Origin of the sequence: Streptomyces sp. NPDC003036 (assembly GCF_040611175.1) — a bacterium.
Lineage (GTDB): Bacteria > Actinomycetota > Actinomycetes > Streptomycetales > Streptomycetaceae > Streptomyces.
This window is the reverse complement of sequence record NZ_JBEXNO010000019.1, coordinates 1-14,718: the sequence shown is the minus strand read 5'-3', so window position 1 is coordinate 14,718 and position 14,718 is coordinate 1. Positions and strand designations below refer to the sequence as shown.

General features: G+C 72.8%; 13 protein-coding genes and 1 pseudogene. 5 read left to right on the top strand and 9 right to left on the bottom strand.

Translation table 11 applies throughout. The features are described 5' to 3' along the window. Nucleotides 1-45: 45 nt before the first annotated feature. From ABZX67_RS16105 to ABZX67_RS16085, 5 genes are all read right to left on the bottom strand, one after another. Complete coding sequence (locus tag ABZX67_RS16105) at nt 46-1,041, bottom strand: TerC family protein (protein ID WP_355360093.1); 996 nt, start codon at nt 1,039-1,041, stop codon at nt 46-48. Nucleotides 1,042-1,286: 245 nt separating this feature from the next. Next, complete coding sequence (locus ABZX67_RS16100; RefSeq protein WP_355360090.1) at nt 1,287-3,146, bottom strand: TerD family protein; 1,860 nt, start codon at nt 3,144-3,146, stop codon at nt 1,287-1,289. A gap of 129 nt (nt 3,147-3,275) precedes the next feature. Beyond that, nucleotides 3,276-3,854 (bottom strand): TerD family protein, encoded by a 579-nt coding sequence (locus ABZX67_RS16095; RefSeq protein WP_355360087.1) that lies wholly within the window; start codon nt 3,852-3,854, stop codon nt 3,276-3,278. Nucleotides 3,855-4,085: 231 nt separating this feature from the next. Next, the gene (gene uvrB, locus ABZX67_RS16090; RefSeq protein WP_355360084.1) at nt 4,086-6,236 is read right to left on the bottom strand and encodes an excinuclease ABC subunit UvrB; all 2,151 of its coding nucleotides are present in this window, start codon (nt 6,234-6,236) and stop codon (nt 4,086-4,088) included. A 48-nt stretch (nt 6,237-6,284) separates the two neighbouring features. Then, the gene (locus tag ABZX67_RS16085; RefSeq protein ID WP_355360386.1) at nt 6,285-7,202 is read right to left on the bottom strand and encodes an MHYT domain-containing protein; all 918 of its coding nucleotides are present in this window, start codon (nt 7,200-7,202) and stop codon (nt 6,285-6,287) included. A gap of 356 nt (nt 7,203-7,558) precedes the next feature. Between ABZX67_RS16085 and ABZX67_RS16080 the strand changes: the two genes are divergently transcribed. The 3 genes from ABZX67_RS16080 (at nt 7,559) to ABZX67_RS16070 (ending at nt 10,791) form a co-directional block, all read left to right on the top strand. Next, nucleotides 7,559-8,827 carry an MFS transporter gene (locus ABZX67_RS16080; protein WP_355360081.1) on the top strand — a complete coding sequence of 423 codons (1,269 nt, stop codon included), beginning with the start codon at nt 7,559-7,561 and terminating at the stop codon, nt 8,825-8,827. Between the two features lie 87 nt (nt 8,828-8,914). Beyond that, the gene (locus tag ABZX67_RS16075; RefSeq protein ID WP_355360078.1) at nt 8,915-9,901 is read left to right on the top strand and encodes a pseudouridine-5'-phosphate glycosidase; all 987 of its coding nucleotides are present in this window, start codon (nt 8,915-8,917) and stop codon (nt 9,899-9,901) included. After that, entirely contained in the window at nt 9,898-10,791 is an 894-nt protein-coding gene (locus tag ABZX67_RS16070; protein WP_355360075.1) for a PfkB family carbohydrate kinase, read from the top strand. Before ABZX67_RS16075 ends, ABZX67_RS16070 begins: the two co-directional genes overlap by 4 nt. Before the next feature lie 48 nt (nt 10,792-10,839). Here ABZX67_RS16070 and ABZX67_RS16065 read toward each other — a convergent pair whose 3' ends face one another. Further along, the gene (locus ABZX67_RS16065; protein WP_355360072.1) at nt 10,840-11,475 is read right to left on the bottom strand and encodes a uridine kinase; all 636 of its coding nucleotides are present in this window, start codon (nt 11,473-11,475) and stop codon (nt 10,840-10,842) included. A gap of 243 nt (nt 11,476-11,718) precedes the next feature. Between ABZX67_RS16065 and ABZX67_RS16060 the strand changes: the two genes are divergently transcribed. Together ABZX67_RS16060 and ABZX67_RS16055 are read left to right on the top strand one after the other, a co-directional pair. Next, nucleotides 11,719-12,165, top strand: coding sequence for a hypothetical protein (locus ABZX67_RS16060; RefSeq protein ID WP_355360069.1), 447 nt, complete (start codon nt 11,719-11,721; stop codon nt 12,163-12,165). A 12-nt stretch (nt 12,166-12,177) separates the two neighbouring features. Further along, nucleotides 12,178-12,840: a DUF2293 domain-containing protein gene (locus tag ABZX67_RS16055; RefSeq protein ID WP_355360066.1), complete on the top strand. Its 663-nt coding sequence runs from the start codon at nt 12,178-12,180 to the stop codon at nt 12,838-12,840. A gap of 30 nt (nt 12,841-12,870) precedes the next feature. Here the strand turns inward: ABZX67_RS16055 and ABZX67_RS16050 are convergent, their stop codons facing one another. From ABZX67_RS16050 to ABZX67_RS16040, 3 genes and pseudogenes are all read right to left on the bottom strand, one after another. After that, nucleotides 12,871-13,626 (bottom strand): chaplin, encoded by a 756-nt coding sequence (locus ABZX67_RS16050; protein ID WP_355360063.1) that lies wholly within the window; start codon nt 13,624-13,626, stop codon nt 12,871-12,873. A gap of 305 nt (nt 13,627-13,931) precedes the next feature. Beyond that, nucleotides 13,932-14,363: a hypothetical protein gene (locus tag ABZX67_RS16045; protein ID WP_355360060.1), complete on the bottom strand. Its 432-nt coding sequence runs from the start codon at nt 14,361-14,363 to the stop codon at nt 13,932-13,934. Between the two features lie 47 nt (nt 14,364-14,410). After that, nucleotides 14,411-14,718: pseudogene (locus ABZX67_RS16040) on the bottom strand (hypothetical protein); the annotation flags it as partial.

The following is a 14,718-nucleotide window of genomic DNA, read 5'->3' as shown; positions in this document are numbered from 1 at the left end:
ACCGGCCGGCTGAGCCAGTGCCTGCTGCGGCGCGTACGGCGGCCGTCAGGCCTCGACGCTGTCCTTGTCCGCGGCGCCCTCGGCGGCCGCCTCGCGCTCGGCCTGCTTCTTCGAGGCGATCAGGCTGGTGATCGTGGTGATGACCAGCACGGCGCAGATGAAGGCCAGCGAGACCGGGATCGAGATCTCCGGGACGTGCACCCCCGACTCGTGCATGGCGTGGAGCACCAGCTTCACGCCGATGAAGCCGAGGATCACCGACAGGCCGTAGCTCAGGTGGACCAGCTTCTTCAGCAGGCCGCCGATGAGGAAGTACAGCTGCCGCAGACCCATGAGGGCGAACGCGTTGGCCGTGAAGACGATGTACGGGTCCTGGGTCAGGCCGAAGATCGCGGGGATGGAGTCCAGCGCGAACAGCACGTCCGTGGTGCCGATGGCGAGCATGACGACCATCAGCGGGGTCAGGATGCGCTTGCCGTTGTTGCGGATGAAGAGCTTGGTGCCGTGGTACCGGTCCGCGACGCCGAAGCGGTTCTCGATGGACTTCAGGAGGCGGTTCTCCTCGAACTCCTCCTCCGGCTCGTCCGCCCGCGCCTCCTGGATGAGCTTCCAGGCGGTGTAGATCAGGAACGCGCCGAAGATGTAGAAGACCCAGGAGAAGCTGGCGATGATCGCGGCGCCGGCGGCGATGAATATCGCGCGCAGGACCAGGGCGATCAGGACGCCGATGAGCAGCACGCGCTGCTGGAGGTGGGTCGGCACCGAGAACTTCGCCATGATCAGGACGAAGACGAAGAGGTTGTCGACGCTGAGCGACTTCTCGGTGATGTAACCGGCGAAGAACTCGCCGGACGCCTGGCTCTCGCCGAAGACGAGCAGGCCCACACCGAACAGCGCGGCGAGGACGATCCAGACGACCGTCCAGGTTCCCGCTTCCTTGATCGACACGTCGTGCGGCTTGCGCCCGATGAAGAAGTCGGCCGCGATCAGGATGGACAGACCGAGAACGGTCGCCACCCACAAGTTCATTGAAACGTCCACTGCGCCTCCGGCGTCGTACGGCTACTGATCAGCGTCGTCGCTGCCGGAGGTCTCTTCCACCCGAGGCCCCGCCGGTTCTCACCGCCGGACGACACACGGGCCGACGCCCCGGGACCGGTCGTGATCCGACCGTCCGTATTGACGGGAACGCCGCACGTGGGAGTACTCCCCTCCGCGCAAAGAACAGTACCGCATACACCAAAGGAAGGTAAAGGGAAAAGTAAAGGGAGTCCCAAGTGCCCAGGTCAGGGACGCCTATGGGGACGGGCGTCGGCGACCTGGGACAGGACCTGGCGCAGGATGCCGCTGCCCTCCGGGACCCGAGGCGGCTCGTACGTCCAGGCATGGCCCACCCACGGGTCGGCGAGGTGGTCGTCCGGGACGGGCGTGACCCGCAGCAGCGCACGCCACAAGGGGTCGAGCACCGGGCCGTACGCCCGGGCGTCGTCGCGGTCCGCGACCATCAGCAGGTGCACGCCGACGGCCGGGCCCTCGTCGGCGAGGTAGCGCAGCCGCGTGACGGCCCGGTCGTCGAAGCCGTGCGGGAAGTCGTTGACGATCAGCAGCTGCTCGGCGGTGTCGAGGTCCGGCGGGAGGGAGTCGGCCGCCCCGCCGCGGACGGCCATCTGCACCAGGTCCACGCGGTCGGTGAGCCGGCCGAGGACGTCGGACACTCCCCCGGCGCCGGACGCGGGCGGCCCGGCGAGCACGCCGGAGCCGGTGAGCGGGGCGAGGGAGGCCGCCGCCGAGCCCGCCGGGTCGATGACGTGGACGGCGTACTCCCCCGCCGGATGGACCGCGACGATCCGCGCCGCGAGCGACACCGCCGTGTCCATGGCGAGCCGGCGCAGCACGGCGTCGTCCGTGCCGACGGCCTCGGCGGCCTCCGAGCGGCCGCTGTCCACCCACAGGCCGCGCGCCAGCGGCAGCCGTACGAGCATCGGGATGCGCAGCTCCGGGCTCTCCGGGAGGTGGAGGTCGCCGAGGCGCAGGGCCATCGGGGCCTCGGTGGGGACGCGGTAGGCGTGCCAGACGGGGTTGTCCCAGCCGGCGAACGCGGGCGGCAGGGCCGGTTCGACGACCTGCGCCTCGGCGGTGAGCTGCGCGAGGTCCCGGTCGAGCGCCTCGCGGGCCCGGGCGGTCAGCTCGTCGTGCTTGGCGCGGGCGGCGGCCCGTACGGCGTCGCCGCCCGCTCCGTTACGGCTGCGCGGGTCGGACAGGACGCGCTCGAGCTCCTGGTCCATGCGGGACTCGGCGAAGTCGACGGCGCTGCGGTAGGCGGCGGTGGTGCGGGCCAGGTCCTCGAACATGCCCCAGACCTGGTTGTAGAGCCGCTCCTCCATGGTCCAGCCCGACGCGTCGCCGGCCACCGGCGCTGCGGGCTGCCGCGAGGCCGCCGGGACCGGGGCTGCCTGCTGCGGAGGGGCCTGGCGGCGGGGGTGCGTGTAGTCGACGGGGCCGGCCGTCGGGGGCGTGTCCCGGCGGGCGCGGTCGCCTTCGGCGGTACGCGCGGTCCGCGCGATACGCGGCGGGGGCGCGGCCACCGCGCGGCTCATGCCCTTCGCGATGGCCTCCTGGATGGCTCCCGCCAGGTCCGCGGCCGGGTCGAGCCCCTGGTCGGCGAGGAGCGCCGTGAGGCCACCCGCATACCCCTGGCCGACGGCGCGGACCTTCCACGCCTCCTGGCGGCGGTAGAGCTCCAGGGCGACGACGGCGGACTCGCGGTCGAGGCCGGTGAGGGTGTAGTCGGCGATGCCGGTGCCGTCGAGGGTGGTGACCGAGACGAAGGGCGCGGCGACGGCGCCGAACCGGTCCGGGCCGCCGAGGCCGAGGGGCAGGGCGAGCAGCACCGTGACCCGGTGGACGGCGGCCGGCAGCGCGTCGAGGTCGACGGCGAGCCGGTGGTCGGCGGCGGCCTGGCGGGAGACCTCCACACCGGGCAGGGCGGGCGCTCCGGGGTGGACGACCCACTCGGGACCGTGGACGCGGCCGTCCTCGTCGCCGAGCGTGGCACCGGCCATGACCGGCTCGCGGGCCGACACCCGGATCTCGAGTCGGGCGTGGGGCAGAGGATGGTTCTGTCCCCGGACCAGCTCGGCCGTCATGCGCCTGTTCCCCCCTCGTAGCTGCGACAGCTCGAACGCTGCGGCAGCTCCCGGGGCGACCTGGTGCCTCCGGGAGCTGCGGATGGACGCGGTGCTCGTCGCCGCGTGTCGCGGCGACGAGCCGTGGACTTACAGGTGCGGCACGATCGCCGGCATGAGGTCCTGGAACGTACGGCCGTTGGCCGGGTTGCCCAGAGCCGTCATCTGCCAGCCGGAGCCGGCCCGGTGCACCTTGGCCATGATCTGCGCGGTGTACTGGCCGCCGCCGTCGAGCGTGTAGCGGGCGAGCTCCTGGCCGTTCGTCTCGTCGACGATGCGGCAGAAGGCGTTCTGCACTTCCTGGAACGTCTGGCCGGTGAAGGAGTTCACCGTGAAGACGATCTGGTCGATGTGGACGGGGACGCGCTCGAGGTCGACGAGGATCGCCTCGTCGTCGCCGCCCTGGCCGGCGCCGCCCACCAGGTTGTCGCCGGTGTGGCGCACGGAGCCGTCGTCGCTGACCAGGTGGCGGAAGAAGACCACGTCGATGGGCTGCTTGTCGGCGAAGAGCACGGCCGAGGCGTCGAGGTCGATCTCCCGGGTGCGGGAACCGAACAGACCGCGGCGCGGCGCGGCCTGCCAGCCGAGCCCCATCCGCACGGCGGTCAGGGTGCCTCCGTCGCTCTTCTGCAGGCTGATGGCCTGACCCTTGGTCATGTTGACCGTCACCGCTGTCCCCTCTCGTTGCGTTCCCCCGCGACCGTCTGCGAGTGCGGTTGCCAGCACCCTACGCAGAAGGGCTGGGACCGCAGCAGGCGCGGCCCTCTTTTGTGGCGGTGTTGCAACACAGCCGGTCGCCGCGGCGTCACTCGCCTCACTCGTGCGTCGCGGCGGACCGGCTGTGGCAGCCGACCGGCTGCGGGGTCGGCCGACTGCTGGGGTCGGCCGGCTGCGGGGGCGTCAGGCGATGCCCGCCTCCTTCATCTGCCGCAGCTCCTTCTTCAGCTCGCTCACCTCGTCGCGCAGCCGCGCGGCCACCTCGAACTGCAGCTCCGCGGCGGCGGCCCGCATCCGGTCGGTCATCTCCTCGATGATGCCCGCCAGTTCGGCCGCGGGGCGGTCGCTGACCAGCGCGCCCTTGGAGGCGGCCTTGGCCGCCTTGCCGCCCTTGCCGGCCTTGGCCGCCGTGGCGCCGCCGAGGGAGGGCACGGGCGCCTTGGCACCCTTGCCGTCCTTGGACTTGCGGTAGCCCGTGCCGAGCAGCTGCTCGGTGTCGACCTCCTCGCGCGCGATGGTGGCCACGATGTCGTTGATCTTCTTGCGGAGCGGCTGCGGATCGATGCCGTTGGCCTTGTTGTACGCGACCTGCTTCTCGCGGCGCCGGTTGGTCTCGTCGATGGCCTGCGCCATGGCGGGCGTGACGGTGTCCGCGTACATGTGGACCTGGCCGGAGACGTTGCGCGCGGCGCGGCCGATGGTCTGGATCAGCGAGGTGCCCGAGCGCAGGAAGCCCTGCTTGTCGGCGTCCAGGATGGCCACCAGGGACACCTCGGGCAGGTCCAGGCCCTCGCGGAGCAGGTTGATGCCGACCAGGACGTCGTAGTCACCGGCGCGCAGTTCGCGCAGGAGCTCGATCCGGCGCAGGGTGTCGACGTCGCTGTGCAGGTAGCGGACCTGGATGCCCAGCTCCAGGAAGTAGTCGGTGAGGTCCTCGGCCATCTTCTTGGTGAGGGTGGTGACCAGGACGCGCTCGTCGCGCTCGGTGCGCAGCCGGATCTCGTGCACCAGGTCGTCGATCTGCCCCTCGGTGGGCTTGACGACGACCTCGGGGTCGACGAGGCCAGTGGGGCGGATGATCTGCTCGACGAAGCCGTCCGAGCGGGACAGCTCGTACTGTCCGGGCGTCGCCGACAGGTAGACGGTCTGGCCGATCCGCTCCTGGAACTCCTCCCACTTCAGCGGCCGGTTGTCGAGCGCGGACGGCAGCCGGAAGCCGTGGTCGACCAGCGTCCGCTTGCGCGAGGCGTCGCCTTCGTACATGGCGCCGATCTGCGGGACGGTGACGTGTGACTCGTCGATGACGAGGAGGAAGTCCTCGGGGAAGTAGTCGAGGAGGGTGTTGGGCGGGGAGCCGGGCTCGCGGTCGTCGAAGTGCATCGAGTAGTTCTCGATGCCGGAGCAGGAGCCGATCTGGCGCATCATCTCGATGTCGTACGTGGTGCGCATGCGCAGCCGCTGCGCCTCCAGCAGCTTGCCCTGCTTCTCCAGCTCGGCCAGGCGCACCTCCAGCTCGCGCTCGATGCCGTTGATCGCCTTCTCCATGCGCTCCGGGCCCGCCACGTAGTGGCTGGCCGGGAAGACGTAGAGCTCCCGGTCGTCGCTGATGACCTCGCCGGTGAGCGGGTGCAGCGTGGAGAGGGCCTCGATCTCGTCGCCGAACATCTCGATGCGGACGGCGAGCTCCTCGTAGACCGGGAAGATCTCGATGGTGTCGCCGCGCACCCGGAAGGTGCCGCGGGTGAAGGCGAGGTCGTTGCGCGTGTACTGGATGTCGACGAAGCGGCGCAGCAGCTCGTCGCGGTCGATCTCCTCGCCGACCTTGAGCGGGACCATCCGGTCCACGTACTCCTGCGGCGTACCGAGGCCGTAGATGCAGGAGACGGAGGCGACCACGACGACGTCGCGCCGGGTGAGCAGCGAGTTGGTGGCGGAGTGGCGCAGCCGCTCGACCTCCTCGTTGATGGAGGAGTCCTTCTCGATGTAGGTGTCCGACTGCGGGACGTACGCCTCGGGCTGGTAGTAGTCGTAGTACGAGACGAAGTACTCCACGGCGTTGTTCGGCAGCAGCTCGCGGAATTCGTTGGCCAGCTGCGCGGCCAGCGTCTTGTTCGGCGCCATCACGAGGGTGGGGCGCTGGAGCTTTTCGATCATCCAGGCGGTCGTCGCCGACTTGCCGGTGCCGGTCGCGCCGAGCAGGACGACGTCCTTCTCGCCCGCCTGGATACGGCGTGCCAGGTCGGCGATGGCCGCGGGCTGGTCGCCGCTGGGCTGGTAGGGGCTGACGACCTCGAAGGGCGCCACCGAACGTTCGATCTTGGAAACGGGCCGCATGCAACCACCGTACGACTCACCACTGACAGTCGGGGGTCGCCCGCGGGGTCAGCGGTGGCGGGAGCGCTCGCTGCGGCGCGGCGGACGGACCGCCGACCAGTTGGCCGGCTCGCCGTAGGCGTGGCTCCCGTGGCTCCGGTGGTCCTGGTGGAACTCGTCGGCCCGGCGGCCGTGGAGCCGGGCCGACGCCCCGTACCGGTGCGGAGGGCGAACGGCGGGCCGCCGCCCGCCGGGCTCGCCCAGGACCAGCAGCGGGTCGAAGAGCACCACGATCCCGGCGAGCAGCAGGAACGCCGCCGGGCCGATCAGGATCGGGGCGAGGAGCGCGGTGGTGTTCTCCGTGCCCGGCACCTGGCCGTCGCCGTGGAGGTGGACGTTGACCGCGGCCATGCCCGTGTAGTGCATGCCGGTGACCGCGACGCCCATGACCAGGCTGGCGCCCAGGGTGGCCGTGAAGCCGCGGACCGATACGGCCGCCCACAGCGCGGCCGTGGCCGCCACCACCGCGATCACGACCGAGAGGGCGACGGTGACCGTGTCGTACTCGATCCGGCCCTGGAGCCGCATTCCGGCCATGCCGAGGTAGTGCATGGTGGCGATGCCGAGCCCGGTGAGGGTGCCGCCGGTGACGAGGGCCATCGCGGTCGCGCCGCGGTAGCCCACGAGGAAGATGCCGATGCCGACCATGACGATCGCGACGGCGAGGCTGGCGAAGGTGGTGAGCCTGTCGTAGCCGATCGGCGACTCCTGGACGCTGAAGCCCATCATCGCGATGAAGTGCATGGTCCAGATGCCGGAGCCGATGGAGGTGGCGCCGAGGGCGAGCCAGCCGAGCCGGAAGCGCCCGCCGTCGCGCAGTGACCTGGTGGTGCAGCGCAGACCGAGCGCGCCGCCGAGGCAGGCCATCAGATAGGCGGCCACGGGGGTGACCAGTCCGTAGCTGAATCCGTCGACTGTGCCCTGCATACCCGGCATACCCGTAAGCCCTTCGCCCCTTGTGCCCCGCCGCCTGCCAAGCCTCGTACGTGGTCTGTCGTCGTGGTGCTGTCCTGCTGGTCGTGCCATGTGTACCCGCTGGTAGGGGTGCGAGGCTATGGCCGGAGTCGTACCAAACAAAGATTCACACCGCGACCACGTGCCGGGTGGCGCCGTCAGTGGCGGGTCGTACGGTGGTCGGCATGGAGGGCGTCCCTGCCCGCGCGGACCGGGCGGCCAGGCGGACGGGGTGTGGCGACCGCCACCGCTCTCCGGATCTGGTCCGATGATGTAAGGGGTGACAAACTGCTGCGGTGACTACACCCTCCGGTATACCCGACGCTCCCGTGCCGGCGCCGACGTCCGCTTCCGCGCCGGTCGCGGTGGCCGAGCTGCCCTCCCTGCGGCGGCGGACCGCTGCCGTCCTCATCGTCAGCCAGATCCTGGGCGGGCTGGGGGTGGCCATCGGCATCGCGCTCGCCTCCGTACTGGCGCAGGAGGTGAGCGGGACGGAGGCGCTGTCCGGGCTCGCCCCCACGGCCATGGTGGCCGGAACGGCGCTGCTGTCCATGCCGCTGGCGGCGCTGATGACCGCGCGCGGGCGGCGGCCCGGGCTGGTCCTGGCGTACGTGCTCGGGGCGGTCGGCGCGGGTGTGGTGGTGGTCGCGGCGGTCGTCGGGAGCTTTCCGCTGCTGCTCGTGGGCATGGCGGGGTTCGGCGCCGGGTCGTCGGCGAACCTCCAGGCCCGTTTCGCGGCCGCCGACCTGGCCGAGCCGGAGCGGCGCGCGCGGGCCATCTCCACGGTCGTGTGGGCCACCACGATCGGCGCGGTGCTGGGCCCGAACATCGCCGCACCGGCGGGGCGGAGCGTCGCCGGGATGGGCATCCCCGCGGCGGCGGGCCCCTTCCTGTGGGCGGCCGGGGTCTTCCTGGTCTCGGCGGTGATGGTCGCCGCGCTGCTGCGGCCCGACCCGCTGCTGACCGCGCGGGCGCTGGCGGCCGGCTCCGCGGAGGACACGGAACCGGAGGGCCGTTCCCTGAAGGCGGGCTTCCGGGCGGTGCGGGAGTCCCCGCGCGCCCGGCTCGCGCTGGTGACGGTGGCGGCCTCGCACACCGCGATGGTCTCGATCATGTCGATGACGCCCGTGGCGCTCAGCCACCACGGCGCCGGCATCCAGTTGATCGGGCTCGTCATCAGCGGCCACATCGCGGGCATGTACGCGTTCTCGCCCGTGATGGGGTGGCTGTCGGACAAGCTCGGCAGGCTGTCGGTCATCGGCCTGGCGGTCGGGCTGCTGTCCTGCGCGGCCCTGCTGGCCGGTACGGCGGGGGGCAGTCACGGCCGTACGGCCGCCGGGCTCTTCCTGCTGGGCCTCGGCTGGTCCGCGGGCCTGGTCTCCGGCTCGGCGCTCCTGACGGACTCGGTGCCGCAGGCGGCGCGCGCCGCCGTCCAGGGCCTGTCGGACCTGACGATGAACACGTCGGCGGGCATCGGGGGCGCGGCGGCCGGCCTGATCGTCGCCCAGGCCGGGTACGGCTGGCTGAACGCGGTCGGCGCGTGCCTGCTCCTGCCGCTCGCCGTCCTGGCGCTGCGCTCGCCGAAGCGTCCCGGATGACCTGCTGACCCGGATGCCCGGTCTGGGCCCTCAGCGTTGCCGAGGGCCCAGGTTTGCGGGGCCCGCCGCCGCGCCAGGGATGGGGACATGCCAGAGACCACAGTGGTGTTGTCCGAAGAGGTACGAGAGGCCCTGACGGCCAACCGGCCCGTCGTGGCCCTCGAGTCGACGATCATCGCCCACGGACTGCCCCGCCCGCGCAACCTGGCGGTGGCGGAGGAGCTGGAGGCGCTCGTACGGGAGGGTGGTGCGGTTCCGGCCACCATCGCCGTCCTGGACGGTGCGGCACGCATCGGGCTCGACAAGAGCGGCCTGGAGCGGCTGGCGACGGATCCCGGCGTACGGAAGCTGGGGCACCGGGACCTGGCGCCCGCGCTGGCGACGGGGGCGAGCGGGGCGACGACCGTGTCGGCGACGGCGTTCCTGGCCGCGCGGGCGGGCATCCGGGTCTTCGCGACCGGCGGGCTCGGCGGCGTGCACCGGGAGTGGGCGCACACGCAGGACGAGTCGGCGGACCTGCGCCTGCTGGCGCGGACGCGGATCACGGTGGTGTGCGCGGGGGTCAAATCGATCCTGGACGTCCCGGCGACGCTCCAGCGGCTGGAGACGCTGGGCGTGGGCATCCTCGGATACGGGACCGAGCACTTCCCCGGTTTCTATCTGACGTCCTCCGGGGAGCCGGTCGACTGGACGGTGCGGTCGCCGCAGGAGGTGGCGGCGGTGATGCGGGCGCAGGACGCCCTCGGCGGCTCCGGTTCCGGCTCAGGGGCCGGGGCCGAGGCGGCGCTGATCGTCGCCAATCCGGTGCCGGAGGCGGAGCAGCTGGATCCGGAGGTGCACGACCGGGTGCTGGCGGAGGCGCTGGACGCGTGCCGGGAGCGGGGGATCACCGGGCAGGCGGTGACACCGTTCCTGCTGGAGTACCTGATGCGGCACACCGGCGGCGCGTCCCTGGAGGCCAACATCGCGGCGGTGCGCGGCAATGTGCGGCTGGCGGCGCGCATCGCGGCGGCAGCGTGCGACGCGGCACCGACCGCGGCACCGACCGCAGCTGCGGCCGATCCCGTGCGATGAGCGGGGCGCTGCTCGTGGTCGGTGACGTGGTCACCGATGTCGTGGTCCGGCACCGTACGCCGCCGGCGCGGGCGACCGACACTGCGGCGGAGATCCGGACCCTGCCCGGCGGCGCCGGAGGCAACGTCGCGTGCTGGGCCGCGCGTTCGGGCCGGCCCGACGTGCGGATCCTGGCGCGGGTGGGCACCGACTGGGCCTCCTGGCACGAGGAGCGGCTGCGGGCGGCCGGGGTGCGGCCCCTGCTCGTACGGGACGAGGAGGCGCCGACCGCGACCGTCGTGGCGCTGGTCGACGCGACCGCCGAGCGGACGTTCCTCACGGACAGCGGGGCGGCGCTGCGGCTGGACCGTGGCGACTGGTCGCCAAGCCTGTTGGAGGGTGTGTCACACGTACATCTGTCCGGGTATCTCTTCTTCGCGGGGCCCAGCCGGGAGGCTGCGTCCCTGGCCCTGGCGGCGGCGCGGGAGCGGGGCGTCCCGGTGAGCGTGGACCCGGCGTCGGCGGGGTTCCTCGCGGAGTTCGGCGCAGCCCGGTTCCTGGCGGCGGTGGAGGGCGCGGACGTGTTGCTGCCCAACGCCGACGAGGCCGCGCTGCTGACGGGCCTGCCCGACCCGTCGGACGCCGCGGCCAAGCTCAGCCACGGCTTCCCGCTGGTCGCGGTGACCCTCGGCGCGGCGGGCGCGCTGGTGGCGGCGTCCGGACGCGTCGTCGCCCGCGCCTCGGCGCCGCGGGTGCGGGCGATCGACTCGACGGGCGCGGGCGACGCCTTCACGGGCGCGTTCCTGGCCGCCCGCCTCTCCGGCGCGTCCCCGGCCGGAGCGGCGTCGGCGGGTTGCCGCGCGGGCGCGGAGGCGGTGACGGTGCCGGGCGGCCGGCCGACGAGACGGTGAGGACGAGGGCAAGGGCGAGGGCGAGGTGGAAGCGGAAGGAAGCGGGGGCTACTCCGGGAGGCCGGTCCAGGCGGGGTGGCGGGGATCGTCCGCGCGGACGAGGACGTCCGCCGTCTCCGCGGGCCCGACCTCGGCCTCGTAGCGGTCGAAGGCGGGCAGGGTCCACGCCTCCGCCGTACGCCGGGCGAGGGCGCCCCGCGACAGGCGCAGGTGCACGGTCAGGTCGAACGGAAACCAGTGCCCGAACAGGAACGGACCGTGCAGCACCAGTACACCGCCCGGCGGGAGTCGGGTGTACGGGCTGCGCGTGGCGCGGTCCGCCACCGGGTCCCACAGGTCCGGCAGCACGCGTCCGCTGCCGCCCGGCTCCAGCGGCGTGAAGACCTCGCGCCACAGCGCGTTGGTGTCGAACCAGCCGCTGTAGTACGAGTCGGGGTCCTCCTTGCCGTACTCGTACCGCAGCGACGCCGGGCGCAGAAAGCCCTCCGTGCCGACGACCACCACCGCCCGGCCGCGCAGCCGCAACGCCTCGGCCAGCAACGCGGCCGGCTCGTCCGGACGGGCGGCGGGCGGCCCGTCGACGCCGACCTTGAGCCAGGGCCCTCCGTCGCCGGGGCGCAGCCCGTCCACGTGCGCGGCGAGCCGGTCGGCCAGCCGTTCCCAGGTGATCGGTTCGAGTCTCACGCCCCCATGCTCCCCGAGGAAGGAGCCCCCGCAGCATGTCCTTGCCCCATGCACCCAATGCCCACGCCGGTGTACCGGGGACCCGTCCGGCACCGTGCGCGGCAAGGAGGCGCCGCGGGTGTACGGGACGGCGCTCGCGGACTCAACTCCCTCCCGGCTCCCGGCGGGTGGGGCTCGGCGTGTGACCGTAATAGGGTGCGGAGCGACCGCGTTGCGGAGCGGGGACCGAAGGGGGAGGCAGCGATGGAGACGGCGCTGATCGCGGTGATCGGCACACTGCTCGGCGCGGTGGTCACGCACTTCTTCCAGGGGCGGGCGGCACAGCGCACCGCGACGCTCGCCCGCGCGGAACAGCTCCGTCAGGAACGGATCGCGACGTACAGCGCGTTCGCCGACGCCGTTGTGGAGTACCGGCGGGCACAGAACGCACGCTGGTACCGCCGGAACGGCTCGCACGCGGAGAGCACACGCCTGGAGTCGTACGAGCGGCGGGCCACGGCCCGGCAGGCCCTGGTGCGGGTGCAGTTGGTGTGCGACGACCCCGCGATCGTACGGCTGGCCGAGGAGACCTTCGAGGTGACGAACTGCATGCACGAGGCGAGGGACGAGGCGGACCGGGAGCGGCGCTCGGAGCGGGCGGTCGGGGCACTGACCGCGTTTATCGAGGCGGCGGCGCCGAGCGTGCGCTGAGCGGGCGCCGAGATGTCCGTACCGGCCCCGATCGTGGTGATCGAGCCGCTGCGACGCCGCCGCCACTGCGCGGAGTGCCGCAGCGGCCCGCTGCCCCGGATGGTCCTGGAGTTCCACGCGCCGCTCTGCCTGGACTGCGCCGACCTCGGCCACCTGGTCTACCTGCCGCGCGGCGACGCGGCGCTCACCCGCCGTGCCCGCGAGGCGAGCGGGCTGTGGGCCGTGGTCGTACGCCACAACCGGCGCCGTACGCGCTACGAACGCCAGGGCATCCTCGTGGAGGAGGCGGCCCTGGCGCGGGCCGAGGCCGCGTGCCTCGCCGACGCGGAGGCGCGTGCCCGCCGCAGGGCGAGGGACGCGGAGCGGCGGGCGGCCGAGGACGAGCGGTTCACGGCCGCTCTGGCCGCCGAGATCCTCCGGCTGTTCCCGGGTTGCCCGCCGGAGCGGGCCGCCGGCATCGCGGCGCACGCCTCCCTGCGCGGCAGCGGGCGCGTCGGGCGCACGGCGGCGGGGCGGGCCCTGGACGAGGGCGCGGTGACCGCGGCGGTGCGGGCATCGGTGCGGCACGTCGACACCGAGTACGACACGCTGCTGATGCGTGGCGTCCCCCGCCACCAGGCCCGTACCCGCGTAGCACCGGTGATCGACGCGATGCTGGGGTCCTGGCGGCGGTGAACCTCCGCGCCGGTGCCGGGCCCGACCGGCTCAGACGCCTTCGGGCGTCGCGGTGCCTCGGAAGCGGCGGTAGAGGACGGCGCCGCCGAGCATCAGGCCCATGGCGGCACCGCCGAGGGCGAGCAGGCCGCCGTCGGCGCCGGTCTCGGCCAGCGGCGTCGTGCTGGTCTCCAGCGCGGGACGGGTGTCGGGCGCCGGGGCGGGCCCCGCGGCGGACGGCTCCTCCGGCTTCGACGCCCCCGGCTTCGGCGGCTGGGCCGGCTCGTCGCCCTTCGGCGGCGTGACGGGGGTCTTGCCACCGCCGTTGCTGGAGGCGTTGCCGAAGACGGGGTTGAGGATGCCGACGAAGTTGACGGAGTTGCCGCTGACGTTGACCGGCAGGTCGACGGGCAGCTGGATGCCGTTGCCCGTGATCACCCCGGGGGACCCCTTGGTGACGCCTTCGGCGGACGCACCGCCGCTGTTCCCGCTGCCCTTTCCGCTACCGCCACCGCTGCCGCCGTGCGGGGTGGCCGCCTCGTCCTTGTGGGACGACTTTCCGCCGCCGTTGTTCGCGCACGTGTTGCCGGCCGCGGGGTTGAGGAGCCCGACCACGTTGATGGTGTTGCCGCAGACATTGACCGGGACGTCCACCGGCAGCTGCACGCTGTTGCCGGAGACCAGCCCCGGCGAGTCGACCGCAGCGCCGGCCGCCTCGGAGTCGGCGTACGCATAACCCGCCGCCAGAGCGAGCGCGCCGCTGGTGGCCACCAGGGTGGCCAGACCATTTCGGCGAGTGTGCCTCATGGCTTCCTGCCTTCCGGAGACTTTCACGGGCACCCGCCCGCACCGGAATTAACGCCTTACAGTCAAGGCGGGTTATGTCGCATCCGCCATTCACCCCATCGAGTGGTGGCTTAATCGAACCCTCACATGTCCTCTACGGGTCGCACTCCAGGACACGGGGCGAGTGCGCGATCAGGGGAGGTGCTGGGCCGGTTGGCGCACGCACGACGCGAGGTGACGGATGGGGACCTGCCGGTACGACGGGCCCCCCGTGCGCTTCCGCCCACGCTGTTCCGCGTCTCGTCGATCACGGCCCAATGTAGGGGTCAGGCGCCTTGCGTGCCGTAGTTCCTGCCGATGAACCCGGCCTGGATCACGGCGGCGTGGTAGACCCCGTCGTTCACGGTGTTGTTGACCGTGATGGATCCGGAAGTCGGCATCAACTCATCCAGCATCGCCCGCAGTTCCCCCGCCGCCTCCGGGTCCGCCTGGAGAGTTCGGCGCATACGAGCCCGCCACTCGGTGCGCGCTTCGGCCTGGGCGTCGGCCGTCGTGCGTTCGTCGCCCGTCTCCTCGGCGGCGAGCAGTTCCGCCCGTACCGCGTCCAGTTCCGCCGTGACCGCCTCCGGGTCCTTGCCCGCGCGGCGGGCGAAGAACGCGACGATCCGACCCTTGGCCTGCTCCCAGCTCTCGCCCACCATCTGCTGGACGAGCGCGGTCGCCCCCGCCGTCGCCAGTGCTACCAACTCGGCTTCCACCAGGCCCCCTTCGTGGTCGTTTCCCCGTATGCACGGCAGCCTACCCATCAGCGCCCGAGCAGGTCGGCGAGTGCGCCGACGGGGTCCGCGTCGGGGGTGCCGCGCGGCCACCAGTCCTCGCGGTCCGGGTCGGATTCGTAGCCGTACCAGAGGCCGTCGCGGCCGTAGCGCAGTTGGAGGGAGCGGCTCGACAGGCGGTTGCGCCAGGGGCGGAAGTGCGGGAAGTCGGCGGCGATCAGGGCCGGGCGCGCCCGGTCGAAGGGACCGGCTGGCGGATCCCAGGCCTCCTCCAGGACGGCGAGGCCCGCCGGGCCGCCCTGGCGGCAGGAGAGCGCTGCGAGCGTGCCCGTTTCGC

Bases quoted from the DNA above. Each gene is read 5' to 3' on its own strand.
- ABZX67_RS16100 (WP_355360090.1), bottom strand. From the start codon at position 3,146: ATGACGGCCGAGCTGGTCCGGGGACAGAACCATCCTCTGCCCCACGCC.
- uvrB (WP_355360084.1), bottom strand. From the start codon at position 6,236: ATGCGGCCCGTTTCCAAGATCGAACGTTCGGTGGCGCCCTTCGAGGTC.
- ABZX67_RS16085 (WP_355360386.1), bottom strand. From the start codon at position 7,202: ATGCAGGGCACAGTCGACGGATTCAGCTACGGACTGGTCACCCCCGTG.
- ABZX67_RS16075 (WP_355360078.1), top strand. From the start codon at position 8,915: ATGCCAGAGACCACAGTGGTGTTGTCCGAAGAGGTACGAGAGGCCCTG.
- ABZX67_RS16070 (WP_355360075.1), top strand. From the start codon at position 9,898: ATGAGCGGGGCGCTGCTCGTGGTCGGTGACGTGGTCACCGATGTCGTG.
- ABZX67_RS16060 (WP_355360069.1), top strand. From the start codon at position 11,719: ATGGAGACGGCGCTGATCGCGGTGATCGGCACACTGCTCGGCGCGGTG.
- ABZX67_RS16055 (WP_355360066.1), top strand. From the start codon at position 12,178: ATGTCCGTACCGGCCCCGATCGTGGTGATCGAGCCGCTGCGACGCCGC.
- ABZX67_RS16050 (WP_355360063.1), bottom strand. From the start codon at position 13,626: ATGAGGCACACTCGCCGAAATGGTCTGGCCACCCTGGTGGCCACCAGC.